Origin of the sequence: Streptomyces sp. D2-8 (assembly GCF_023184515.1) — a bacterium.
Lineage (GTDB): Bacteria > Actinomycetota > Actinomycetes > Streptomycetales > Streptomycetaceae > Streptomyces.
Window position 1 is genome coordinate 103,087 of record NZ_JAAHBP010000001.1, and the last position, 23,481, is coordinate 126,567.

General features: G+C 71.4%; 18 protein-coding genes. 12 read left to right on the forward strand and 6 right to left on the reverse strand.

Annotated features, from left to right (window positions below):
• Positions 1–9: 9 nt before the first annotated feature.
• The 12 genes from iolB to G3I77_RS00520 all read left to right on the forward strand — a co-directional run bounded on the left by iolB (position 10) and on the right by G3I77_RS00520 (position 16,672).
• Positions 10–831, forward strand: coding sequence for a 5-deoxy-glucuronate isomerase (iolB, locus tag G3I77_RS00470; protein WP_248500398.1), 822 nt, complete (start codon positions 10–12; stop codon positions 829–831).
• Positions 828–2,714, forward strand: coding sequence for a 3D-(3,5/4)-trihydroxycyclohexane-1,2-dione acylhydrolase (decyclizing) (gene iolD / locus G3I77_RS00475; protein ID WP_248500399.1), 1,887 nt, complete (start codon positions 828–830; stop codon positions 2,712–2,714). Before iolB ends, iolD begins: the two co-directional genes overlap by 4 nt.
• Before the next feature lie 14 nt (positions 2,715–2,728).
• Complete coding sequence (gene mmsA, locus G3I77_RS00480; RefSeq protein ID WP_248500400.1) at positions 2,729–4,231, forward strand: CoA-acylating methylmalonate-semialdehyde dehydrogenase; 1,503 nt, start codon at positions 2,729–2,731, stop codon at positions 4,229–4,231.
• Positions 4,232–4,458: 227 nt separating this feature from the next.
• A complete protein-coding gene (locus G3I77_RS00485) occupies positions 4,459–7,116 on the forward strand; it encodes a CocE/NonD family hydrolase (protein ID WP_248500401.1) in 2,658 nt (885 codons plus the stop codon).
• Positions 7,113–7,979: an ABC transporter permease gene (locus G3I77_RS00490; RefSeq protein ID WP_248500402.1), complete on the forward strand. Its 867-nt coding sequence runs from the start codon at positions 7,113–7,115 to the stop codon at positions 7,977–7,979. Before G3I77_RS00485 ends, G3I77_RS00490 begins: the two co-directional genes overlap by 4 nt.
• Positions 7,980–8,127: 148 nt before the next feature.
• Complete coding sequence (locus G3I77_RS00495) at positions 8,128–9,636, forward strand: von Willebrand factor type A domain-containing protein (protein WP_248500403.1); 1,509 nt, start codon at positions 8,128–8,130, stop codon at positions 9,634–9,636.
• A 336-nt stretch (positions 9,637–9,972) separates the two neighbouring features.
• Positions 9,973–10,494 carry a bifunctional DNA primase/polymerase gene (locus tag G3I77_RS41060; RefSeq protein WP_248501423.1) on the forward strand — a complete coding sequence of 174 codons (522 nt, stop codon included), beginning with the start codon at positions 9,973–9,975 and terminating at the stop codon, positions 10,492–10,494.
• Between the two features lie 394 nt (positions 10,495–10,888).
• On the forward strand, positions 10,889–11,155 hold the full coding sequence (locus G3I77_RS41065) for a cold-shock protein (protein WP_374385070.1): 267 nt from the start codon (positions 10,889–10,891) through the stop codon (positions 11,153–11,155).
• 390 nt (positions 11,156–11,545) lie between these two features.
• Entirely contained in the window at positions 11,546–11,878 is a 333-nt protein-coding gene (locus G3I77_RS00505) for a hypothetical protein (RefSeq protein WP_248500404.1), read from the forward strand.
• A gap of 1,460 nt (positions 11,879–13,338) precedes the next feature.
• Entirely contained in the window at positions 13,339–13,662 is a 324-nt protein-coding gene (locus G3I77_RS00510) for a hypothetical protein (RefSeq protein ID WP_248500405.1), read from the forward strand.
• Positions 13,663–14,562: 900 nt separating this feature from the next.
• Positions 14,563–15,201, forward strand: coding sequence for a hypothetical protein (locus G3I77_RS00515; protein ID WP_248500406.1), 639 nt, complete (start codon positions 14,563–14,565; stop codon positions 15,199–15,201).
• A gap of 217 nt (positions 15,202–15,418) precedes the next feature.
• Entirely contained in the window at positions 15,419–16,672 is a 1,254-nt protein-coding gene (locus G3I77_RS00520; RefSeq protein WP_248500407.1) for a glycoside hydrolase family 26 protein, read from the forward strand.
• A 10-nt stretch (positions 16,673–16,682) separates the two neighbouring features.
• Here G3I77_RS00520 and G3I77_RS00525 read toward each other — a convergent pair whose 3' ends face one another.
• From G3I77_RS00525 to G3I77_RS00550, 6 genes are all read right to left on the reverse strand, one after another.
• Entirely contained in the window at positions 16,683–17,819 is a 1,137-nt protein-coding gene (locus G3I77_RS00525; RefSeq protein WP_248501424.1) for a GNAT family N-acetyltransferase, read from the reverse strand.
• Between the two features lie 29 nt (positions 17,820–17,848).
• Positions 17,849–18,532, reverse strand: coding sequence for a lipopolysaccharide biosynthesis protein (locus tag G3I77_RS00530; protein ID WP_374385071.1), 684 nt, complete (start codon positions 18,530–18,532; stop codon positions 17,849–17,851).
• Complete coding sequence (locus tag G3I77_RS00535) at positions 18,529–19,698, reverse strand: glycosyltransferase (protein ID WP_248501426.1); 1,170 nt, start codon at positions 19,696–19,698, stop codon at positions 18,529–18,531. Before G3I77_RS00535 ends, G3I77_RS00530 begins: the two co-directional genes overlap by 4 nt.
• 18 nt (positions 19,699–19,716) lie before the next feature.
• The gene (locus G3I77_RS00540) at positions 19,717–20,397 is read right to left on the reverse strand and encodes a polysaccharide deacetylase family protein (RefSeq protein WP_308311350.1); all 681 of its coding nucleotides are present in this window, start codon (positions 20,395–20,397) and stop codon (positions 19,717–19,719) included.
• 70 nt (positions 20,398–20,467) lie between these two features.
• On the reverse strand, positions 20,468–22,117 hold the full coding sequence (gene murJ / locus G3I77_RS00545; RefSeq protein ID WP_248500409.1) for a murein biosynthesis integral membrane protein MurJ: 1,650 nt from the start codon (positions 22,115–22,117) through the stop codon (positions 20,468–20,470).
• Positions 22,114–23,481: an O-antigen ligase family protein gene (locus G3I77_RS00550; protein ID WP_248500410.1), complete on the reverse strand. Its 1,368-nt coding sequence runs from the start codon at positions 23,479–23,481 to the stop codon at positions 22,114–22,116. The genes murJ and G3I77_RS00550 overlap by 4 nt, the downstream gene beginning before the upstream one ends.

The window sequence follows — 23,481 nt, forward strand, 5'->3', positions numbered from 1 at the left end:
GGCCGTGGCATGACCAGTGAGCTGTACGTCCCCAAGGGCACCACCACCGACGTGAACCACGTCCTGGACATCGACCCCGAGCGGGCCGGCTGGACGCACAGCAGCCTGCGGATCGTGGAGCTGTCACCGGACGGCACCCACACCTTCACCACCGGGGACAGCGAGTGGATCGTGCTGCCCCTGAACGGCGCGTGCACCGTGCGCGTCGAAGACGATGAGTTCCACCTCTCGGGCAGGGAGAGCGTGTTCGCGTCGGTCACCGACTTCGCGTACGTGCCCCGTGACGCCCGGGTCCAGATCGCCTCCGGCGCGGGAGGCCGCTTTGCTTTGGCAGGAGCGAAGTGCGAGCGACAACTCCCCGCCCGCTACGGCCCCGCGCCGGAGGTCCCCGTCGAAGAGCGCGGCAGCGGCACCTGCACGCGCCGCGTCCGCAACTTCGCCTCGGCCGACGCCTTCGACTGCGACAAGCTCATCGCGGTCGAGGTGATCACGCCCGGCGGAAACTGGTCCTCGTACCCGCCGCACAAACACGACGAGCACCGGCCGGGCGAGGAGTCGGAGCTGGAGGAGATCTACTACTTCGAGATCGACGGCCCGAACGGGTTCGGCTATCAGCGCGTATTCCCCTCGCGTGAGGGCGGCTCCGACGTCCTCACGGAGGTCCGTTCCGGCGACGCCGTCCTCGTCCCCGACGGCTGGCACGGCCCGTCGATCGCCCAGCCCGGCCACGACATGTACTACCTGAACGTCATGGCGGGCCCGGGCGACACGAGGGAGTGGCGGATCTGCTTCCATCCGGCCCACGCAGCAGGCACAAAGGGGTACCGATGACCGTGCAGACGACCAGGCTGACGGTGGCCCAGGCCCTCGTCCGCTTCCTCGCCGCCCAGTACACCGAACGCGACGGCGTCCGGCGGCGGCTCATCGGCGCCACCTGGGGCATCTTCGGCCACGGCAACGTCGCCGGCATCGGCCAGGCGCTCGTGGAGCACGCCGAGGAGATGCCGTACCACCAGGGCCGCAACGAACAGGCCATGGTGCACGCGGCGGTCGGCTACGCCCGCCAGTCGGGCCGCCTGTCCACCCACGCGGTGACGACCTCCATCGGCCCGGGCGCCACCAACCTCGTCACCGGTGCCGCCCTCGCGACCATCAACCACCTTCCGGTGCTGCTCCTGCCCGGCGACACCTTCGCCACCCGCCCCGCCGACCCGGTCCTCCAGCAGCTCGAAGTGCCGTACGCGGGCGATGTGTCGGTCAACGACTGCCTGCGCCCGGTGTCGAAGTACTTCGACCGGATCACCCGCCCCGAAGCCCTGATCCCCTCGGCGCTCAGCGCGATGCGGGTGCTCACCGACCCCGTCGAGACCGGCGCCGTCACCCTCGCCCTGCCCCAGGACGTGCAGGCCGAGGCGTACGACTGGCCCGAGGAGTTCTTCGCCGAGCGCGTCTGGACCGTACGGCGTCCCGGCGCCGACCCGACCGAACACGCCGAGGCCGTGCGGACGATCCGGGCGGCGAAGCGGCCCCTGGTCATCGCGGGCGGCGGCGTCCACCACAGCCGTGCCGAGGGGGCCCTCGCCGAGTTCGCGGAAGCCACCGGCATCCCGGTCGCCTCCACCCAGGCGGGCAAGGGCTCCCTGCGCCACGACCACCCCCAGGACGTCGGCGGCGTCGGCCACACGGGAACGGCCACGGCCGACGAACTCGCCCGCACCGCCGACCTGGTGATCGGTGTCGGCACCCGCTACACCGACTTCACCACCGCCTCCGGCACCCTGTTCAGCAACCCGGACGTCCGGTTCCTCAACCTCAACATCGCCCCCTTCGACGGTCACAAGCTCGCCGGGCAGCCCCTGGTCGCGGACGCCCGCAGCGGCCTGCAGGAGCTCACCGAGGCCCTCCGGATGCACGCGCACCGGGTCGCCGGCACCTACGCCACCGAGTACACCGAGGACAAGGAGCGCTGGGAGCAGCGCGTCGACGCCTGCTACGAGGTGGCCGAACCGGACACCCGCCCGACTCAGCCCCAGGTCCTCGGCGCCCTGGACGAGATCGCCGACGAGTCGGACATCCTGATCAACGCCGCCGGATCCCTCCCCGGCGACCTGCACAAACTGTGGCGGACGCGGTCGCCCGACCAGTACCACCTGGAGTACGGCTACTCCTGCATGGGCTACGAGATCCCGGCCGCCATCGGCGTGAAGATGGCCGCTCCCGACCGGCCGGTGTGGGCGCTGGTCGGTGACGGCACCTATCTGATGATGCCGACGGAGCTCGTGACGGCCGTGCAGGAAGGCATCGCGATCAAGGTCCTGATCATCCAGAACCACGGCTACGCGTCCATCGGCGGCCTGTCGGATTCGGTGGGCGGCGAGCGGTTCGGCACCGCCTACCGCTACCCGGCCGAGGACGGCTCGTACACGGGGCCGCCGCTGCCCGTGGACCTCGCCGCCAACGCGGCCAGCCTCGGCATGCGCGTCCTGCGCGCGAAGACCGTCCGGGACCTGCGGGAGGCCCTCGCCGAGGCCCGGGCGGCCGACACTCCCACATGTGTCTACGTCGAGACCCAAACGGCAGACACAGTGTCGGGCGCGCCTCCCGCGCAGGCCTGGTGGGATGTACCCGTGGCCGAGACCGCGACGCGCCCGTCGGCGGTCAAGGCACGTGAGCTGTACGAACGGCACGTCTCCACCCGACGCCGCCATCTGTGAAGGAGTTCCCGGCCATGACGAAGATCGTCAACCACTGGATCGGCGGCAAGACCGTCGAAGGCGCCTCGGGCACGCACGGGCCGGTGACCAACCCGGCGACCGGCGAGGTGACGACGCAGGTCGCGTTCGCCTCGGTCGACGAGGTGGACGCGGCGGTGGCCGCCGCCAAGGAGGCCTACCTGACCTGGGGCCAGTCCTCGCTGGCCCAGCGCACCTCGATCCTGTTCACGTTCCGCGCGCTGCTGGACGCCAACCGGGACGCGATCGCCGAGCTGATCACCGCCGAGCACGGCAAGGTGCACAGCGACGCCCTCGGCGAGGTGGCCCGCGGCCTGGAGATCGTCGACCTGGCCTGCGGCATCAGCGTGCAGCTGAAGGGCGAGCTGTCGACGCAGGTGGCGAGCCGCGTGGACGTCTCGTCCATCCGCCAGCCGCTCGGCGTCGTCGCGGGCATCACGCCGTTCAACTTCCCGGCGATGGTGCCCATGTGGATGTTCCCCATCGCCATCGCCTGCGGCAACACCTTCGTGCTGAAGCCGTCCGAGAAGGACCCGTCGGCCTCGCTGAAGATCGCCGAGCTGCTGTCGGAGGCGGGCCTGCCGGACGGCGTCTTCAACGTCGTCCACGGCGACAAGGTGGCCGTCGACCGCCTCCTGGAGCACCCGGACGTCAAGGCCGTCTCCTTCGTCGGCTCGACCCCGATCGCCCGCTACATCCACACCACCGCCTCCGCCAACGGCAAGCGCGTCCAGGCCCTCGGCGGCGCCAAGAACCACATGCTGGTCCTCCCCGACGCCGACCTCGACGCGGCCGCCGACGCCGCCGTGTCGGCCGCCTACGGCTCCGCCGGCGAGCGCTGCATGGCCATCTCCGCGGTCGTCGCGGTCGGCGCGATCGGCGACGAGCTGGTGGAGAAGATCCGCGAGCGCGCCGAGAAGATCAAGATCGGCCCCGGTGACGACCCGGCGTCCGAGATGGGCCCGCTCATCACCAAGGTCCACCGCGACAAGGTGGCCTCCTACGTTGAGGGCGCGGCGGGCGAGGGCTGCGAGGTCGTCCTGGACGGCACCGGCCTCACCGTCGACGGCTTCGAGGACGGCCACTGGATCGGCATCTCGCTGCTCGACAAGGTGCCCACCTCCGCCAAGGCCTACCAGGACGAGATCTTCGGCCCGGTCCTGTGCGTGCTGCGCACGGAGACCTACGAGGAGGCCCTGGACCTCGTCAACGGCTCGCCGTTCGGCAACGGCACCGCGATCTTCACCCGGGACGGCGGCGCGGCCCGCCGCTTCCAGCTGGAGGTCGAGGCCGGCATGGTCGGCGTGAACGTCCCGATCCCGGTCCCCGTCGGCTACCACTCCTTCGGCGGCTGGAAGGACTCGCTCTTCGGCGACCACCACATCTACGGCAACGACGGCACGCACTTCTACACCCGCGGCAAGGTCGTCACCACCCGCTGGCCGGACCCGGCCGACGCCCCGGCGGGCGTGGACCTGGGCTTCCCGCGCAACCACTGAGGCATCCACCGCATCTCGATCCCGGCGGACGAGCAGGCTTCTCAGGGGCGCGGGGAACTGCGCGAATAGCCACAACGCACCCGTACCCGGCAACGCGGAGGCCGCACCGAGCTCGGAGCCGTACACCACCCGCAGTACGCCGCAACCCCGTGTACACCCCTGGAACGGCCCTTACCTCGGCCTCCGGTCGACAACTGTTCGACAGGTTCACCCCGTACCGTTGATGCATGGATCTTCGACTGCCCGGGCTGAACGGGCTGCTTCGGAGGCCCCGGAGGCTCCTCGCCGCCGGGGCCGCCGTCGTCGTCCTCGCGGGCGCGGGCACGTGGACCGCCGTCGCGAACGACGAAGTGCCCCCGGTCCACCGTGAAGACCGGACCCTGCCCACCGGCGACGGCGTCCGCATCGACACCTCGTACTTCACCTCCGGCGGAGCCGGCCGCCGCCCCGCCGTCCTGCTCGGGCACGGCTTCGGCGGCAGCAAGAACGACGTACGGCAGCAGGCCGAGGACCTCGCCCGGGACGGCTACGCGGTCCTGACCTGGTCGGCCCGCGGCTTCGGCACGTCGAACGGCAAGATCGGGCTGAACGACCCCGAGGGCGAGGTCGCCGACGTCTCGAAGCTCATCGACTGGCTGGCCGTGCAGCCCCAGGTCGAGCTCGACAAGAAGGGCGACCCCCGCGTCGGCATGGCCGGCGCCTCCTACGGCGGCGCGATCGCGCTGCTCACGGCCGGCCACGACGACCGCGTCGACGCCATCGCCCCGGCGATCACCTACTGGAACCTCGCCGACGCCCTCTTCCCGAACGGCGTGTTCAAGAAGCTCTGGGCCGGCATCTTCGTCAACTCCGGCGGCGGCTGCGAGAAGTTCGAGCCCGCGCTGTGCCGGATGTACGAGCGGGTCGCCGAGTCGGGCACGCCGGACGCCGAGGCGCGCAAGCTGCTCGAGGCGCGCTCGCCGTCCGCCGTGGGGAAGGACATCGACGTGCCGACCCTGCTGATGCAGGGCCAGTCGGACTCCCTCTTCCCGCTCGGCCAGGCCGACCAGGCCGCGAAGGCCATCCGCGCCAACGGCGCCCCCGTCGACGTCGACTGGATCGCGGGCGGCCACGACGGGGGCGACATGGAGACCGGCCGCGTCCAGGACCGGGTCACGACCTGGTTCGACCGCTACCTGAAGCAGGACAAGGCCGCCGACACCGGCCCCGCCTTCCGCGTCACCCGCACCCTCGGCCTGGGCTCCGGCGACGGCGAACCCCGCCTGACCGGCGTGACCTCGGACCGCTACCCCGGCCTGGAGGCCAAGCATCGCTCCATCGCCCTGGCCGGCCGCGAGCAGAGCTTCGACAATCCGCCGGGCGCCAGCCCGCCCGGCGTCTCCGCCCTGCCCGGCCTCGGCGGCGCCGGCGGCCTCAGCCAGCTCTCCACCCTCGGCATCGGCATCTCGCTCGACTTCCCCGGCCAGTTCGCCGCGTTCGAGTCGGCGCCCTTCAGCGAAGACGTCCAGATCACCGGCTCGCCCACCGCCACCGTCCACGTGAAGTCCACCAGCGACGACGCCGTGCTCTTCGCCAAGGTCTACGACGTCGGCCCGGGCGGCGGCTCCCAGCCGGTCCTGCCCTCCCAGCTCGTCACGCCCCTCAGGGTCGAGGGCGCCAAGGCCGGCAAGGACGTCACGATCACCCTCCCGGCGATCGACCACGAGATCGACGACGGCCACCGGCTGCGCCTGGTCCTCGCCTCGACGGACCTCGGCTACGCCTCCCCGGCCTCCCCGGCGACGTACACCGTCTCCCTCAAGGGTGACCTGAAGGTCCCGTCGGCGCTGGGGCAGCGCGACATGCAGGGCGGGCTGCCCGCCTGGGTGTGGTGGATGCCGATCGCCGGCACCGTGATCGCCCTGGCCCTGATCATCACGGGACGCCGCCGCACCGCCGCCCCCGCCCCGCCCGCCCCGGAGCTCGCCGAAGTCCCGCTCCAGATCACGGACCTGACCAAGCGCTACGCCAAGTCCTCCGACCGGTACGCCGTCAAGGACCTGTCCTTCCGCGTGGAGAAGGGCCAGGTGCTGGGCCTCCTCGGCCCCAACGGAGCGGGCAAGACGACCACCCTGCGCATGCTGATGGGCCTGATCAAGCCCGACGGCGGCGAGATCCGCGTCTTCGGCCACGCCATCAGCCCCGGCGCCCCGGTCCTCTCCCGGGTCGGCGCCTTCGTCGAGGGCGCGGGCTTCCTGCCCCACCTGTCCGGCCGCGAGAACCTGGACCTGTACTGGCGCGCCACCGGCCGTCCGCCCGAGGACGCGCACCTGGAGGAGGCCCTGGAGATCGCGGGCCTGGGCGACGCGCTCGCCCGCGCGGTGCGCACCTACTCCCAGGGCATGCGCCAGCGCCTCGCCATCGCCCAGGCCATGCTCGGCCTGCCGGACCTGCTCATCCTCGACGAACCGACCAACGGCCTGGACCCGCCCCAGATCCGCGAGATGCGCGAGGTGATGATCCGCTACGCCGCCGCGGGACGCACGGTCATCGTCTCCAGCCACCTCCTCTCGGAGGTCGAGCAGACCTGCACCCACCTGGTCGTGATGGACCACGGACAGCTCGTCCAGGCGGGCCCGGTGGAGGACATCGTCGGCTCGGGCGACACCCTCCTCGTCGGCACGGCCACACCCGTGGACGAGCCCGTCATGGAGAAGGTCACCGCCCTGCCGGGCGTCGCCTCGGCCGTGCGCACCGACGAGGGCCTCCTCGTCCAGCTCGACGCCGACGGCACCCCGCAGCGCCTGGTCGCCGACCTCGTACGGCTCGACGTGGCGGTGCGGTCGGTCGGCCCCCACCGCCGCCTGGAGGACGCCTTCCTCACCCTGATCGGAGCCGAAGCATGAGCAAGCTCGCCGAGCCGCCCGTCGAGGTCGCCGACGGCTACCGCGCGGGCCGCACCCTGCCGTTCCGCGTCGAGCTGGTCCGGCAGCTGAAGCGGCGCCGCACGATGGTCATGGGCGGCGTCCTGTTCGCCCTGCCGCTCGTCCTGCTCATCGCCTTCCAGGTCGGCGGCGACCCGGGCGGCAACAACAACCGCGTGAACCTCATGGACACGGCGACCGCGTCCGGAGCCAACTTCGCCGCCGTCAACCTCTTCTCCGCCGCCGGCTTCCTGCTCGTCATCCCCGTCGCCCTGTTCTGCGGCGACACCGTCGCCTCGGAGGCCAGCTGGTCCTCCCTGCGCTATCTGCTCGCGGCCCCCGTGCCCCGGGCCCGGCTGCTGTGGTCCAAGCTCGCCGTCGGACTCAGCCTGAGCCTGGCCGCGATGGTCCTGCTGCCGATCGTCGCCCTCGTCGTCGGCACGGCCGCCTACGGCTGGGGTCCGCTCGAACTGCCCACCGGCGGCACCCTGCCCACCGGCACCGCCGCCCAGCGCCTGCTGATCGTCGTCGCCTACATCATGGTGTCCCAACTGGTCACCGCGGCCCTCGCGTTCTGGCTGTCGACCCGCACGGACGCACCGCTCGGCGCGGTCGGCGGTGCGGTGTTCCTCACCATCATCGGCAGCGTCCTCGACGAGGTGACGGCCCTCGGCGACTGGCGCCACTTCCTGCCCGCGCACTGGCAGTACGCCTGGCTCGACGCCGTCCGGCCGCAGCTGGAGTGGTCGGACATGATCCAGGGCACGTCGATTTCCGTAACGTACGCGCTCGTGCTGTTCGCCCTGGCCTTCCGCGGTTTCGCCCGCAAGGACGTCGTCTCCTAGGTCAACGGAGGATCACCCACCGGTCTCGAAAGGCGGTCCCCGTGGCCGCTTCGAGACGCTTCCGCAACGCCCCGTACCGCACGTTCGGGCCCCCTGCGCCGTCACAGTCACAAGTAGCCGACGCCAACGGATGCAGGGGGTACGGACGATGGAACGGTTCCGGACACGAACAGCGCTGCTCGCCCTCACGGCCGTGAGCGGCCTGCTGCTCACCGCGTGCAGCGGGGGCGCCGACTCCGGCGAGGGCAGCAAGGCCGCCGACCGTCACGACTACAGCGCGGGCCAGCCCGCACCCGCCCAGAGCCGGGGCGCCGAGGAGCGGGACGACCGCCGGGAAGACCCCGACCATCTCTCCACCTTCGCCCTCGACGTCGACACCGCCTCCTACGACTACGCCCGCCGCGCCCTCGCCGACGGCCGGCTGCCCGACCCGTCGACCGTCCGCCCCGAGGAGTTCGTCAACAGCTTCCGCCAGGACTACGACCGCCCCGACGGCGACGGCTTCTCGGTCACCGTCGACGGCGCCCGCACCGACGACGAGGACTGGTCCCTGGTCCGCGTCGGCCTCGCCACCCGCACCGCGGAGCGCACCGGCGAACGCCCGCCCGCCGCCCTCACCTTCGTCATCGACGTCTCGGGCTCCATGGCCGAACCGGGCCGCCTGGACCTCGCCCAGGAGTCCCTCTCCGTGATGACGGACCGGCTGCGCGACAACGACTCGGTCGCGCTCGTCACCTTCAGCGACGAGGCCGAGACCGTCCTGCCCATGACCCGCCTCGACGGCAACCGCGACGAGATCCAGGACGCCATCTCCGACCTGGACACCCAGGACTCCACGAACCTGGGCGCCGGCGTCGAGACCGGCTACGAGACCGCCGTCGAGGGCCTGCGCAAGGGCGCCACCAACCGCGTCGTCCTCGTCTCCGACGCACTCGCCAACACCGGGGACACCGACGCGGACACCATCCTGGAGCGCATCGCCGGCGAACGCCGCGAGCACGGCATCACCCTCTTCGGCGTCGGCGTCGGCAGCGACTACGGAGACGCCCTCATGGAAGACCTCGCCGACAAGGGCGACGGCCACACCGTCTACGTGTCCGACTCCGACGAGGCCCGCAAGGTCTTCTCCGAGCAGCTCCCGCGCAACATCGACCTGACCGCCCGCGACGCCAAGGCCCAGGTCGCCTTCGACCCCGAGACGGTCGAGGAGTTCCGCCTCGTCGGCTACGACAACCGCCGCGTCGCCGACGAGGACTTCCGCGACGACCGCGTCGACGGCGGTGAGGTCGGCCCCGGCCACACCGTCACCGCCCTGTACGCCGTGCGCACCAAGCCCGGCGCCGAGGGCCACCTCGCCACGGCCACCGTCCGCTGGCTCGACCCCGGCACCCGCGCCCCTCACGAGGAGACCGGCGACCTGGAGGCCGACGCCCTCGACGACTCCGTCTGGAGCGCGAACCGCGGCCTGCGGACCACCGCCACGGCCGCCTACTTCGCCGACGCCCTCGGCACCTCCGGACCCTCCCTGCCGGGAGCCCTCAGTCTCGACGAACTCTTCGAGAGAGCAGGCGACTTGGCGGACCGCGCGAAGGACGGCGAGACGCGCCGCCTCGCGGAGGCGATCGACATGGCGAGGCGACTGAAGCGAACCGACTGAGGTGACCGTGCAGCGGGCCCGGCCGGGGGGTGATGCAGTGAGGCCACCTCGGCAACGTGGCGGTTGCGGTGCGTGTTGGTGACTGGGCGTCAAGTTCAGGTGAAACCCTGGTAGGAACAGGCCTGCAAGTCCCCGGTCACGTATGAATTCATATTCTTGGGAGATTTTCAGAAGCCAGGGGAATGCGTGGCCCGGTATCGAGCACGTCAGAGGGAATTCGCCATGGTGCGCCACCCCTTCCGTGGAATCGAGCAATCCATCATCATGAACGGGCCGGGCCTGACCAGCCGTGGTGGCAAGGGGGAAAGCCGTTTTCGATGGATCCGGAGGAACCTCATGCGAACCATCAGGAGGCAGGCCACGGAGTGGCTCGCCGCCGCCGCGACTGATCCTGGCGACTGCAAACGGCAGTGGCATGGAGAAAGCGGCGTCGCGGTGCTGGCCTGTGGACGGTTCTGGGATGTGCTGAGTGTGCCGGTGGATGTGGGCGCACTGGCCCTGGATGCCCTCTTACGCATGCCGCAGGCACCCGGTCCCGTACTGGCGGATGCAGTCGCTCGCAGAGTTGGCTTCTTCCTGCCACCGGATCCCGCAGGCCGCTGGGTCGGCACGGATGTCCGGTACCTGGGCCATGGCGCTTGGGTCACGACACCAGCGCCGCACCGGAACTCAGGGCGTCTTCGCTGGTTGGTTCCGCCCGACGGTGTGGGAACGCTGTTTGTTCCCACTGCCATGGAAGCGGCTCTCCAGCAGGCCCTGGGCACCCTCGCGGCCAAGGCCGGCACGGGGCGGCCGTGTCGCGTGTGCGGAGTGCGGACCGCTGGAACCCGCCCTCCAAGTGGCGGCCGGTCCAGATGACGACCACGGCTCTGGTCGCCGCCACCGACGCCGCTCAGTGGGCGCGACGGGGCCCGGGTGCGGCACGCCTTCGGCGTGCGGGCACCAAGGGCCGCTCTGGAAGGTGCGCCCTGCGGCGCTGGGCGGCCCCGCCTTCGCGGAGGAGGCCTCATGAGACGACAGTGCACTTCACGTTTCCGTCAATGCCCGTGTGCAGCCGGGAGGGATGGCTATTCCCCGCCATAGCCCGCATCGGTGGAGGCCGCGTCACTCGTTCGTGGGCATGGGTTTATCGGACCTGGAAGTCTCGCGTGCCAGATGTGTGCGGGCTGAGGGCGAGTAGGTGTGCGCGGATGGTGCGTGAACTCTCCGCCCTTGTCGCTGGATATCGGAGGGTGCTGTGCCGAGTGGTGCCGTGAAGTGGTTCGATCCTGACCGGGGAGTGGGCCTCATCTCACGGGACGACGGAGCACCGGATGTTGTCGCCTGCCGTTCCGCGGTCCACGGTCGTGTGGACCGCACGCCACTCGCGGGCGAGCGGGTGCTCTTCGACATCACCGAGGACTCCGCCGGCATCCGGGCCGACAATATCCGCCGGGTTGCGCCAGGGGTGCGCTGTTCGCCGGTCGAGGACCTGGCAGACCCCACGACTCCGGAGCCGCCTGCCCCGGCAGTTCGCTGAAGAGAAGTGCGCGTAACGCTCTACAGCAAACGCGACCGAGGCTCCGGCCGTGGTCCTCCTCGCGCCGGGCTTCGGGCGCCGAATTTGCCCGCGAGGGCACCGCAGCCGCGAAGGGACTCATCACGACAGGAGGTGACGACGGCGTACGCGAAGGAGATCGCGGCCCTGTAAGGCGACCGACGCCCCGCACAGACAAGCGAGAAGAAAGAAGACCGGTTCACCCGCGGGGCGGAGCCGGGAGGGATCCGGGCGTGGCGGGTTGCGGGGCTCATGGACCCGTGGTCGCATCACCCCGAAAGGCGCATAACGGATCCCCGGGCGCCTTCGTCGAGGGCAGGTCCCTGTGGTGGCCTGTCCCAGTGAAACGTGGAAGGACCCATGCCTCACCTCATGTTCCGTTCGGCGGCCACCGCGCTCCTTGTCTCCGCACCGCTGTGGACCGCCGCGCCCGCTCAGGCCGCCGTGCAGCAGGACTTCCCCTGTGATGTCGGGCTTCAGAAGATCAGCAACGATGCGACCAGCACGATCGACGTCAGCGCCACGTGCGCCGAGGCGCGGACCGTCGAGGTGAGGATCTCCGCCGGCGACACCCAGTTCGCGAACGTCACACTTGACGTCAAGGCTGGTGTGCGGCGCGCCGTCAGTGTCACCGTGCCGAAGGTCGAGCAGGCCTGCGCCACCCTGCAGACCGGGGGGAAGAGCATCACGATCTGCAGCGGCTGACGGTACACCCTCGCCGGCATCCCCCGGCGGCGTCCACCTGAGAGACGCGGCTGCCGCCCGTTCCGCACTCCGCGAGGACCGGACGGCGGCAGCCATTCACTGCCCCCGGGAGGGCCACCACCCACAGGTGCCGCAGCGGGCGGTGATCGTCGTCCAGACGCTGTGATTGCCTGGCCCCAGGGCGCCTGAGCCGCCCGGCCGCTCCCTGCCCGATACGGTCGCTCACCGGTTCACGTCCAGGCGACTGCCTCGCTCTCCGCGAACTTGAGACGCTGCGGGCGGGTGAAGGCGCCCTCCCGCCACCGCGTTCAAGCGGCAGGCCGGCGGCCATCGGCGAGAGCTTCGCGATGGAACTGCGGGCGGGCACCGCAGGGGCGAGCACCCGGCCACCATGGCCGCGTCCCTGGCTCCGCGCTGGATCAGCTACCGCACTCCTCCCAGTCGAAGATCCTGGTTCGGGTCGACGGCGCGGGCTCTCCGACCCATGTCCTGAAGTGGGACGGCGGCCTCCAAGCGGGACGCGGGGCCGTGGAGTCGACGGGGCGGAACGCCCGCGATGGCCGGCCGGAGGGCATGCGGCTGATCGTCCGCCACGCGCACCCGCCCCGGCGGCACATGAAAAGCTGCCTGCCTTCGAGCAGAAGACGGGTCTGGCGCTACTCGATCACGGCGACGAGTATCCGGCACGGGGGGGCCATCATCGGGCTCCCCCCACCCAGATCCAGGTCCTCGACGCCCCGCACCGCGACCCCGCCGAGGTCGAAGATCGCGTCGGCGCCAACAACGCCGTGGGGCCGGCGAACCTGCCCGCACCGGTGTGGCGGATCAGCACAGGCTGGATGCTCACCGCAAACCCCGCCGGCGGTCTCGACACTTGGCTGTGGCTCCTCACCCTGCACGACCAGGAAGGCCTCGAAGAGGCCGAGCCGGCGATACGCCCGCTCCTCCACCTTCCGGCCCGTCCGACCCGTCACGCCCGCCGTCGCATCCCGCGTACAAAGCGGACCTGGCCTTGGGCGGCGGCGTTCACGCCCAGCTGGAACAGGCACACGCAACGTCCGGACGCCACCTGGCGACGGGCTCACGCTCCAACGAGGACCACAGAGGGGGACCGCAACCCCGGACCCACGGAACCCGGCGCACCCTGCTGCGTCACGCGCGGCCCGTCCTCGAACAGCAGAGGGAAATACGGGAGGACCACCGAACCGTCCAGCGCTGAACACCGCTGATGAATGGAGAATCAGGCGCCTATTCGACTCGGTTTACGAGCAGGGCAGCATCGCTCCAATGGCTGACCAATGTACCGTGACCTGCGCCTTATGTAATTCATATCACCCGCGATGCGGGGCCATCCGGATGAAGTTGATGGGCCAGAGCCCTCTCAAGTGGTGTGCGGTTCGGAGTTGGGGCAATATCTGTTGCGTTCTTCCAACGGAGAAGGACCGAAACGGAGAGATTCAATGCGTAAGAGCATGAAGTTGGGCGCCGCCTCGGCCCTCGCTGCGGTGGCCATCGTCGCCGGTTCCGCCTCGGCTGCCAGCGCGGGTACTGGCCACCCGGTGGACGACCCGTACGTCTGCGGCAACACCGAGGCGGAGGCGGGCGACGACGTCACCGGCGACGGCTCGGTTCCGAACTGCCAGTTCGGTCAGATCAACATCTTCAACACGAACACGAACACCAACGAGAACGAGGCCGAGGCCGAGGCCGAGGCCGAGGCCGAGTCCGACGCCGAGGCTGGTCTCGAGCTCTCGGTGACCCTCGGCGATATTCTCGGTGTGTGAGTGACACCTGCGCAACCAAGGGAGCTCCCCAACCCCGGATGGTGACCGTTCACGTCCCGTCCGCCGGTCATGGGCAGCCATTCTCGATTCCTGAGGAATCGTGTCCCGAGGATTCGTGACCAAAACCGAAGGCGTCTCTCCCTGGCCGACGGATCAGGCAGCAGCCTGGTCCGTCGCGGGAGGGGCGCCTTCGGTTCACGGGGGTCAAACGCCGAATCGCCGCGTCTCTGGCGATTGGGTCAGGAGCGCGCATCGGAGGGGAAATGCGTGACACGGTCATCCTGCCGCGTTGTCCGGAAACGGGCAAGGCCTCGTTCCGCACTGAAGGCGGGGCTCGCGCATGGCTGGTCAGACAGCCGCCGCTGGAGCGGATTCCGGACCGGATCTATCGGTGCCCTTGCTGCCGGTACTGGCATTTCAGTGGATCGCATCATCTGACAAGCGAGAAAATCAGGTGGCGGCGAAACTATGGTCGGCGTGAAGCCGCTTCCCGGCGCAGTCGTGGGAGACGGGGGAAGACCTGACAAGCGAGAGCCGGCGGAGCCGTGACGCGGCTTTCGACGGTACGGCTGCCGCAGCAGGCACGTTCCTTGATCCCGGTGTGCGACATGCATGGGTTTCCACAGCACCTACCGTCCGGACACGGCCGACCACCGTCGGCACAGCGGCCGATTGACGGTGGATGGCCGGCCCTGATCCCGCACCTCGGGCTCCACGACCGACTTCACCAGTTCTTCGAGCAGGAAGACGACGACATTGCGACAGAACCTGAGCAGGGCATTGTTTGTGGCCGCCGCCGCGACAAGCATCCTGCCCCTGTACGGCGCCCCTGCGTTCGCGGACTCCCCGTCCGGCGTTCCCGCGAATGCCTGCGGTAGTTCCAGTGACACGCGTGCCTCAGTGGCCCCGTCCTTCGAGAAACACTGCGACGCCGGCCCGAACCCGCATGCTGCCGCCCGCGACTTCGACCCCAGCGGAAACCTCATGCGCCACGGCGGAAATCGCGTCGGTGATGACGCCGGCTACGGCGACGAGGCCGGCTATGGCGACGAGGCCGGCTATGGCGACGAGGCCGGCTATGGCGACGAGGCCGGCTATGGCGACGAGGCCGGCTATGGCGACGAGGCCGGTTACGGGGACGGCGAGTCCGGCTACGGGGACGGCGAGTCCGGCTACGGGGACGGCGAGTCCGGCTACGGGGACGGCGAGTCCGGCTACGGGGACGGCGAGTCCGGCTACGGCGACACTCCGACGACGCAGCCGCCGACGACGCAGCCGCCGACCACCCAGCCGCCGACCACCCAGCCACCGAACACCCACCCGCCGGTGAAGACCCAGCCGCCGACGTCAACGCCCGAGACCCCACCGGCAAGCCCTCCGACGTCATCCACGCCCGACGAAGAGCCCCCGGCTGAGCCGCCCTCCCTCGCTGAAACCGGTAGTGGGGAGCAGACAGTGATGGCCACGGGGCTCGCCGCGATCCTCACGGCGAGCGGCGTCGTCCTGTTCCGAAGAGGCCGCGCGGCCTCCCGTCGGTAGTGGCCCCACTTCCTCCGTGTGCCGGACGCACAGCGTCCGGCACACGAGTGTGTGGCTACGCCCCCCCTCACCCATGAGAGTGGTCGGACTGGTCGGGCTGGACGCAGTCCGAGAACCCAGTGAGCACAGCGGCCATACATATGACTGATCAGTGGAGTGGACACGACTTAACCGGGCGGCGCGCTGCTGCTGCCGATGAGCGGACGAAGGAGCAGCCATGGCCGCGAAGCAACGGCTCCACAGCAGACGGCTCGTGCACCTCGTGGCCGGTATCGCCGTTTCGGCCGCCCTGCTGCCGGGTCCGGGGCACGCGGTGGGTACCGGGGCGGAGGGGGCCGCCAAGAGGCCGGTGCCGACAGCGGCTACCGGCGGCGAATCGTCTCCTTCACTTGTACCGCCTGCCCTTCCCGCCGAACCTGCCCCGCTACCCGCCACCGGCGCCTACCTCGACTACGGCCCCCGAGGCGTGGCCCGGATGGCCTTGCTCAGTCGGTGGCTGGGCGGTGCCGACCTGCGTGTGGGGCACACCTACCTGCCCGGCGACCTCTGGACCAACATCGAAGGTGCCCCCCGCTTCCTCGATGCCTGGGCGGACTGGCGCCGGGAGAGGGACGACCGGATTCTCGTGCTCAACGTGCCCATGCTGGAGCGCAACGAGGAGGGCGTCTCCGATGACGAGGTGCGGGCGCTGCTGCGCCGGGGCGCGGCCGGGGAATTCGACGCGCACTACCGCCGCCTGGCGGAGCGGCTGATCGGGTTGAAGGTGCCGGACACCGTCCTCGTGCTCGGCTGGGAGATGAACGGCACGACGTACACGCATCGGTGCGGACCGGACCCGGAGGCGTGGAAGGCGTACTGGAACAGGATCGTCGGCGCGATGCGCTCGGTGCCGGGCCAGAGGTTCCGGTTCGACTTCACGCCCAGCCGTGGGCGCGACGCGGTTCCCTGGACGGAGTGCTACCCGGGGGACGACACGGTCGACATCATCGGTATGGACGCCTACGACCAGCCGCGGGGGACGTCGTTCGACGGGCAGGTGGCGGAGCCGTACGGGCTGCGGGCGCACGTGGACTTCGCGAAGGCGCACGGCAAGCCCCTTTCGTATCCGGAGTGGGGCCTGTTCCGCAACGGCGACAACCCGGAGTACATGCGGCGCATGCTCGCCTGGATCGACGAGCACAAGCCGCTGTACAACACTCTCACCGACTACTGCCCGCACGGTGTGTGGCAGTGCCGTCAGAACTCGAAGGCGGCCGCGGTGTACCGGTCCGCGCTCTACGGGCGGACCGAGCCCGCGCCGACTCCCGCACCGGCACCGACGCCTGTGCCCGAGACCACCCCGGCGCCACTGCCTTCCCAGGACTGCTCGCCGGTGGACCTGGGAGACTGGGCCGAGCACTGGCTCGGTTGGCGGGTCTGTATCCGCCGCGACTGGTGGTCGTCGACGTGGTGGTCCCCCTGGGGCCGATGATGCATCGGCCTCACGGTGGTAGCGGCCGATCAGATGCTGCCGCTACCGCTTCCCACCGGCCGCGCACCAGCGCCCTGCCCCGGCTGCGCGTGCCGACATCGCAGGCGACCGCCGACAGCAGCGGGGCGGTGCGCCGTCGGGCCAGCAGCAGCCTCTGGTTGACCACGGCGTCCGGGCGCCAGCGGGACTTGTACGGCTCGGCCCCGCGCAGCAGGCTGAGCACCTGGCGCTCGCCGCCGGCCACCTGGTCGGCGCAGGCGCGCAGCAGCATGGTGGCGACGTCCGCCTTCCGCTCCCGCAGCCACGGATGGGCGCCACACAGATAGGCGCCCGCCAGCCTTCGCGACAGCAGGGTCACGTCGACGGCGAGCACCTCGCCGCCGACCCGGAACTCGCTCACGAGGGCGTCCCCGGACCGGACCATCGGGCCGAGCGAGCGGGCCAGGTGCTCATGGAAGCGGGGGCGGAGGTGCTCGGCGGTCACCTTGCGGTCCTGCCACTGGAGGCGGTGCAGTTCCAGCATGGTACGCACGGCAGAGTCCACCTCGTCGTACCGGACGAGGCGGTGCTCGACTCCGAGCTTGTCGAGCTTGCGGATCTTGGTGCGGACCCGCTGCGCCCGCCCGGTCGGCAGCCGGCTGAGCAACTCGTCCATCGGGCGGGCCGGCAGCTCCAGGCACACCGAGTCGGTCAACCGCCGCCGGGGGCCGCGCCAGCGCTCGTACACCCGCTCCGCGGCGCCGCCCGGTCGGACCTCACGCAAGTCGATCAGTGCGGTGCGGGCAGCGGCCGAGAGGGCCTCGGCGAGTGCGGTTGCCGCTCGGTCCGCGTGTTCGTCGTCGAGCAGTACGTCCCCGTAGTCGGAGATCGCCCCGCCGAGCGGAACGAGCCGGGGCAGCGGGTGCCCGGTCCACATCAGCGGCGCAGCCGCGCGGAGCTCGCCGCCTGCGGCGTCGTGCACCAGTACCAGCCGCAGCCGGCCCGGCCTCCCGTACGACGTCCACCACGAGTGGAGCCAGGCGTGACTCTGGAACGGCGTTGCCGCCTCGCAGTTGCGGTACAGATGCTCCCAGGCGGGTCCCAGGGCGGCGAACGCCCGCTCGTCAGTGCACAGTTCGGCCCTCAGGGAGCCGATGCCGGTCGGCAGGGCCGCAGCCTCCGCCCGTAGTGCGCCGCTCACGGCTGCCCTTGGGCGTCGGCGGCGGTGGCCGGGCCGGGCACGGCGACGGTGCGGGCAGCGTCGGCGGCGGTGGGCCGGGGGCGGACCAGCAACGCGAGGCCCCCCAGCAGGACGCCCGCACCGGCGCCCACCAGGCCCGTCAGCGCCGGGGGTGCCGAGGACGGCTCCGTGGGCTTGACGGCCCTGGAGAGCTGCAGGAGTTCGACGTGCGTGGCGCCCTTGGTGTCCTTGGCGTACTCGATCAGCGAGCGGGAGACGGCGTTGGCCATGTCGGTGGCGAGACCGGCGCGCGCCGATGTGGCCGTCAGGGAGACCATCGGGGCGTCCGGCGAGGTCGCCGACCGTACGCTGTCGCGCAGCGTCTTCACCGGTACGCCCGCCCACACCTGGGCGTCCCCGAGGACTGCCAGCTGCGTGGCGACCCGGCCGTACGCCTGGGCGAAGCCGAGTGCGGACTGCGGGTCCGACTCGGCGCTCGGTACGACGACGACGTAGGAGGTGGCCGAGTAGGCGGGCGGTGTGAGGACGCCGTAGGCGCCCCCGGCGAGGCCTCCGGTGACGGTGCCTACCGCGATCAGGGACCACGGCGGCAGTGCTTTCAGCCGCCTCAGCAGCGGACGCTTCCGGGGTGTGGGTGCCGGGGGAGCCGGACATTCGGTCGTGGAGGTCATCGAGGTCATCGGTCGGTCACTCCCAGGGGTGGGGACGGGGGCGAGCAGGAGACTGCGGCGGCGTACACGTTCATGAGCTGTGCGGCGCTGCGCGTGATGCAGTAATGGCGGGCGGCGGCGGACACCGGACGGGTCGGTGGGTGCGACCGCTCGGCCCCGATCAGGGCGCGGGTCTCGGTCAGGGCGCGGGCGAACGCGTCCGGGCCACCCGTCACCCGGCGGGTGACGGTGGTGAAGTCGGGCGGCAGGTCGTCGATCGCCGGGCAGGAGGCGTACAGCACCGGCAGCCCCGCCGCCAGGCCCTCCACGACGGCGAGCCCGAAGGCCTCCTCCGGGCTCGGTGAGGCCAGCACGTCCATCGCCGAGGTCAGCGACGGCAGATCGAGGCTTCGGGCGCCGTCGGCATCGTACGGCCGTTCGCCGGTGAACAGCATCCGGTCGGTCACTCCGGCCCGCTGGGCGGTGCGCCGCAGCGCGTTCTCGTCCGGGCCACCGCCGACCAGCAGGAGCCGGCAGTCGCGGGGGAGCCGAGCCAGAGCGCCGATCAGGACACCGAACCGCTTGCCCGCGGTCAGCCGACCGATGCCGCCGACGACATACGCGTCCGGAGGCAGGCCGAGACGGCGCCGGGTGTGCTCGCGGCTGACCGGGTCGAAGCGGAAGCGGGCCACGTCGATGCCGTTGGGCACGACCTCGATGCGTGGCTCGGGCACGCCCCAGCGCCGGAGCCGGTCGGCCACCGTGGGCGAGACCGCGACCGTGGTGCGGCCCAGCCGCTCGCCGGCCAGGTACAGCGCGCGCACGCCGGCGGTCAGGGCGCGGCCCTCCAGTTGTGTGGCGCCGAGGGAGTGTTCGGTGGCCACCACGGCCCGGACACCCGCCAGGCGCGCGGCGATTCTGCCGTACACACAGGCTCGGTAAAGGTGGGTGTGTACGAGGTCGTAGCGGCCGGACCGGATCAGGCGGACCAGCCGGGGCAGGGCGGACAGGTCACGGTTCCCGGACATGCCGAGGTGGATGACGCGGACACCGTCCTCCGTCAGTCTCTCTGCGACCGGGCCGGGGTTGGTGAGCGTCACGACGTCGCAGTCGACGGGCAGGTGGCGCAGCAGCAGCCGGAGTTGCTGTTCGGCACCGCCGACGCCGAGGCCGGTGATGATGTGCAGAACCTTCAGCCCGGACATGGCCAAGGCTCACACTCCCTCGACGGGGCGGCGGCGCAGCACGCGCTTGAGGCGCAGGCGCCAGGCCGTGTCCCGTTCGCCGATGTGGACGCGGGGGATGGCGAGAAGGCCGGACAGGTCACCGGGGCCGGTGGCGCAGGCATAGCCGTAGCCCGCGTCCCGTACGGCGCCGACGGCGCGGCGGTCCACCCGTCCGTACGGGTAGCAGAACCCGTGGACGTCTGCCCCGGTCACCTCGCGGAGCGCTGCTCTGCTGTCCCTCACCTCGGCACGGAGCAGGGCGTCGTCGGCCCGGGTCAGGTCCACGTGCGTGAGGCCGTGCGAACCGATCTCGACACCCTCGGCGGCGGCGTGCCGGATGCCCTCCGCTGACAGCAGTGGCTTGCGCGGACCGTCCGGGTCCCAGGCGTTCTCGCCGCCCAGCCTGCCCGGCAGCACGAACAGGGTGGCGTCGCAGCCGTGGCGGCGCAGCAGCGGCAGGGCGTGCGTGAGGAAGTCGGCGTACCCGTCGTCGAAGGTCAGCCCCACCAGATCCTGTCCCCCGCCCCGGGCGCGCGCGGCGAGCAGCTCCTGCACACCGACGCCGCGCAGGCCCCGGCGGCGGAGCCAGCCGAGCTGCCGGTCCAGGCGGCCGGGGGAGACGGTGACGCGGTACGGGTCGTCGGAGCAGTCGCCGACGGAGTGGTACATCGCTACCCAGGGGGACGGGCCCGGTCCGGGCCGGAGCCTGTCGGGACGGGGGGCGGTGGAAGGCGCTTGGTCAGCGGAAACGAGCATGCGGGAGCCTCCCGGTGACGGTGCGGAGTGCGGATGCGAGGCGCTGCTCGCCCGGCATCCGGGCGAGCAGGAAGAAGACGACGGTCACGACCGTGCAGCCGGCCGCGAACCCGACGATGGGGGAGTCGACGAGGCTCGCGCAGAACCCGCCCGCCCCGCAGGCCACTACGGCCGCGCGCAGCGGCCTGCCCATCGCGGCCAGCAGTGGCCGGATGCGGATCGGCACGCCGTGCGCATCCATGCCGTACAGCAGGATCAGGGCGGTGAGGGTGATACCGGCCGCGTTGGCCGCGGCGATTCCCAGGACGCCCCACGAGCCGGCCGTCACCGCGCCGATCCACGAGGTGGCGACGATCCCGGCGGCCATCGCGCCCACCGGGTACCAGGTGGGCCGCCCCGCCGCGAAATACGACCGGACGAGCGCGCCCACCAGGGCGTGGCCGAGCAGCCCGAGCGCGTACACGCGCATGACGGCGGCGGTCGCCGTGGCGTCCTGCGCGGTGAACGCGCCTCGCTGGAACAGGACCTGGACGAGCTGCGGGGCGCAGGCGACGACGGCCGCGGTGCCGAGCAGCACGAAGGACGACACCGCCCGGAGGTCGCGCTCGACGCGGTCGCGGGCCCGCTCGGTGTTGCCCTGGGCCAGCGCCTGCGACACGACCGGGAAGGTGACCGTGCACAGCATCAGGGCGAGCACCATCGGCATCTGGGCCACCTTCTGGGCGTAGTTCAGATGCGAGATGGCCCCGGCGGGAAGCGAGGAGGCCAGGAAACGCTCGATGAGGACCTGGGACTGGCGGCACAGGGCGAAGAGCAGGACCGTGACGATGAGAGCGAGATTCACGGAGTGCCGTGATGCTGCCCTGGCTGCCGCGGTTGTCTCCGCGGCGGTCGGCACGCGGTGCAAGCGCCGTAGCAGCGACGGAAGTTGGGTGACCACCATGAGTGCGCCGCCCACCGAGACTCCGACAGCGGTCGCCCGTACGCCCCAACGGGCGCCGAGGACGAACATCGCCGTGATGATGGCGGCGTTGTAGGCGACGTAGATGGCCGCGGGCGCGACGAACCGGCGGTGCGCGCGCAGGGCCGCGCTGCAATAGCCGGCGAGGCCGAAGGTCAGGACACAGGTGCCGGTCAGCCGGGTGCAGTCCACGGCGAGCCCGGGGTCCGGGAGCCCTGGCGCCAGCACCTGGACCAGGTACGGCGCCCCCCATACGACCAGGGCCGACACCACGGAGAACGCCAGTGCCAGACGAGGCAGCGTGCCGCGGACCAGGGCACGCACCGGGTCGCCCGTGTCGTCCTGGCCGCGGCGGGCCAGGACCGCGCTGAACGCCGGCACGAGTGCGAAGGCCAGCCCGTCCTCGATCAGCAGTGTCGCCGCGAACTCCGGCACGGTCCAGGCGACCAGGAAGGCGTCCGTCTCACGCCCCGCCCCGAAGAGGTGGGCCAGCACCTGGTCCCGGCCGAGGCCGAGCAGAGCACCTGCCAGGGAGAGAACGACGGTGACGAGGGCGGCTCTGGCGAGGAAACCCTCCGAGACGGGCCTGACGCCGCTGGTCTCCGGGCCTTGGGCGTCGGCGCGCGCCAGGGAGTCGGTGGTGTCCTCGGCCCGTGGCGGGGTGAGGGTCATCGTGCCGCAGCCTCCTCGGCGACGGTCCCGTCGGGACCGGCCAGCGCCCACCACGCCGACAGACCGAGGCAGACGGCGGTGAGCACGGTCGAGGGGCCGCCGATGTCGGCGTACGTGAAGTTGACCAGGTGCCAGACCAGCAGGCCAAAGGCGATGAGCCCGCAGTCGAGCCCGGGGTTCCTCGCTCGCCGGGCCTGCGCCAGCCTGCGCAGCCCCAGCACCAGCAGCGCCAGCCAGCTCCCCGCCAGGGTCAGAAGCCCGATCAGCCCCTGCTCGCCCAGCACCAGCAGGTACATGCTGTGGGGTGAGAGCAGCGGCTGCTTCCGGTACGCCGCGCCCGCGCCCTCCGTGTCACTTCCTGAGGACAGCGCCAGCGTGGCATGCCCGTCGCGGTGCTCGGGGAAGCCCTTGAGGCCGACGCCCGTCAGTGGCCGCTCGCGCCACATGCCGGCGGCTGCCGCCCACAGGGCGTAGCGGTCGGAGACCGAGTGGTCGGGAGCGTCCGCGACCTGCCCGATGCTGCCGAGCCTCTCGTGAAGCAGCGCGGAGCCGACACCGAACCCGCCGACGAGAATCACGGCGACGGCGGCCACGACCACGCCCACCCTGACCGCGCGTCGCAGGCCCGCCAGGACCAGTTGCACCGTACATGCGAGGGCCGTCGCGATCCATGCGCCCCGGCTGAAGGACACCGCCAGCGGCACCACCAGCAGCAGTGCGCACACCAGGGCCCACCCCCGCTCCCAGGCTCTCGGCTCCGCTCGGGCAGGGAGGTGCCCCCTGCGTACCGGTGCGGAGCCCAGCGCCAGCCCCACCGCGCACACCAGCCCGAAGGCGACCACGGTCGCCATCCCCATGATGTCGCCGGGGCCGAAGGTGCCGACGGCACGGATCTCCCGGCCCATGTACGAGGCGCCGGTCCCGGTCACGTACTGGTGCACCCCGATGGCTCCCTGCCACACCGCGAGCCCCACCACCGACCAGGCCAGCAGCCGGACGTCGCGCCGGTCGCGGACGAGCAGCACGACGGCCGCCGGTACGACGACGAAGATCTGCAGATATCGCGCAAAGCCCGTGACCGCCGTGCCCGGCACTTCGGCTCCCGCCGCCGCGACCGCGAGCCCCACCACGGGCAGGCCCAGGACCACGGCGGCGGTGGGCGACAGGGGGCGTCGCCGGAGGTACAGAAGACGCACGGCGCAGCACAGTACGACGGCACCGGACGCGGCGTCGGCGAGGGTCGCGCCGCCCTGCCCGCCCTGCCCGCCCTGCGCGACGGGCAGCGCCAGCAGGGCGATCACCGCGACCACCGGCAGGACGGGTGTCAGCACGCGCGCGGCGGGCAGGGCGTAGGCGTGGCTCAC

Excerpts from the sequence above, each read along its gene's own strand:
- iolB (WP_248500398.1), top strand. The coding sequence starts at position 10 with ATGACCAGTGAGCTGTACGTCCCCAAGGGCACCACCACCGACGTGAAC.
- iolD (WP_248500399.1), top strand. The coding sequence starts at position 828 with ATGACCGTGCAGACGACCAGGCTGACGGTGGCCCAGGCCCTCGTCCGC.
- mmsA (WP_248500400.1), top strand. The coding sequence starts at position 2,729 with ATGACGAAGATCGTCAACCACTGGATCGGCGGCAAGACCGTCGAAGGC.
- G3I77_RS00485 (WP_248500401.1), top strand. The coding sequence starts at position 4,459 with ATGGATCTTCGACTGCCCGGGCTGAACGGGCTGCTTCGGAGGCCCCGG.
- G3I77_RS00490 (WP_248500402.1), top strand. The coding sequence starts at position 7,113 with ATGAGCAAGCTCGCCGAGCCGCCCGTCGAGGTCGCCGACGGCTACCGC.
- G3I77_RS00495 (WP_248500403.1), top strand. The coding sequence starts at position 8,128 with ATGGAACGGTTCCGGACACGAACAGCGCTGCTCGCCCTCACGGCCGTG.
- G3I77_RS41060 (WP_248501423.1), top strand. The coding sequence starts at position 9,973 with ATGCGAACCATCAGGAGGCAGGCCACGGAGTGGCTCGCCGCCGCCGCG.
- G3I77_RS00505 (WP_248500404.1), top strand. The coding sequence starts at position 11,546 with ATGTTCCGTTCGGCGGCCACCGCGCTCCTTGTCTCCGCACCGCTGTGG.
- G3I77_RS00510 (WP_248500405.1), top strand. The coding sequence starts at position 13,339 with ATGCGTAAGAGCATGAAGTTGGGCGCCGCCTCGGCCCTCGCTGCGGTG.
- G3I77_RS00520 (WP_248500407.1), top strand. The coding sequence starts at position 15,419 with ATGGCCGCGAAGCAACGGCTCCACAGCAGACGGCTCGTGCACCTCGTG.
- G3I77_RS00530 (WP_374385071.1), bottom strand. The coding sequence starts at position 18,532 with ATGACCTCGATGACCTCCACGACCGAATGTCCGGCTCCCCCGGCACCC.
- G3I77_RS00540 (WP_308311350.1), bottom strand. The coding sequence starts at position 20,397 with ATGTACCACTCCGTCGGCGACTGCTCCGACGACCCGTACCGCGTCACC.
- murJ (WP_248500409.1), bottom strand. The coding sequence starts at position 22,117 with ATGACCCTCACCCCGCCACGGGCCGAGGACACCACCGACTCCCTGGCG.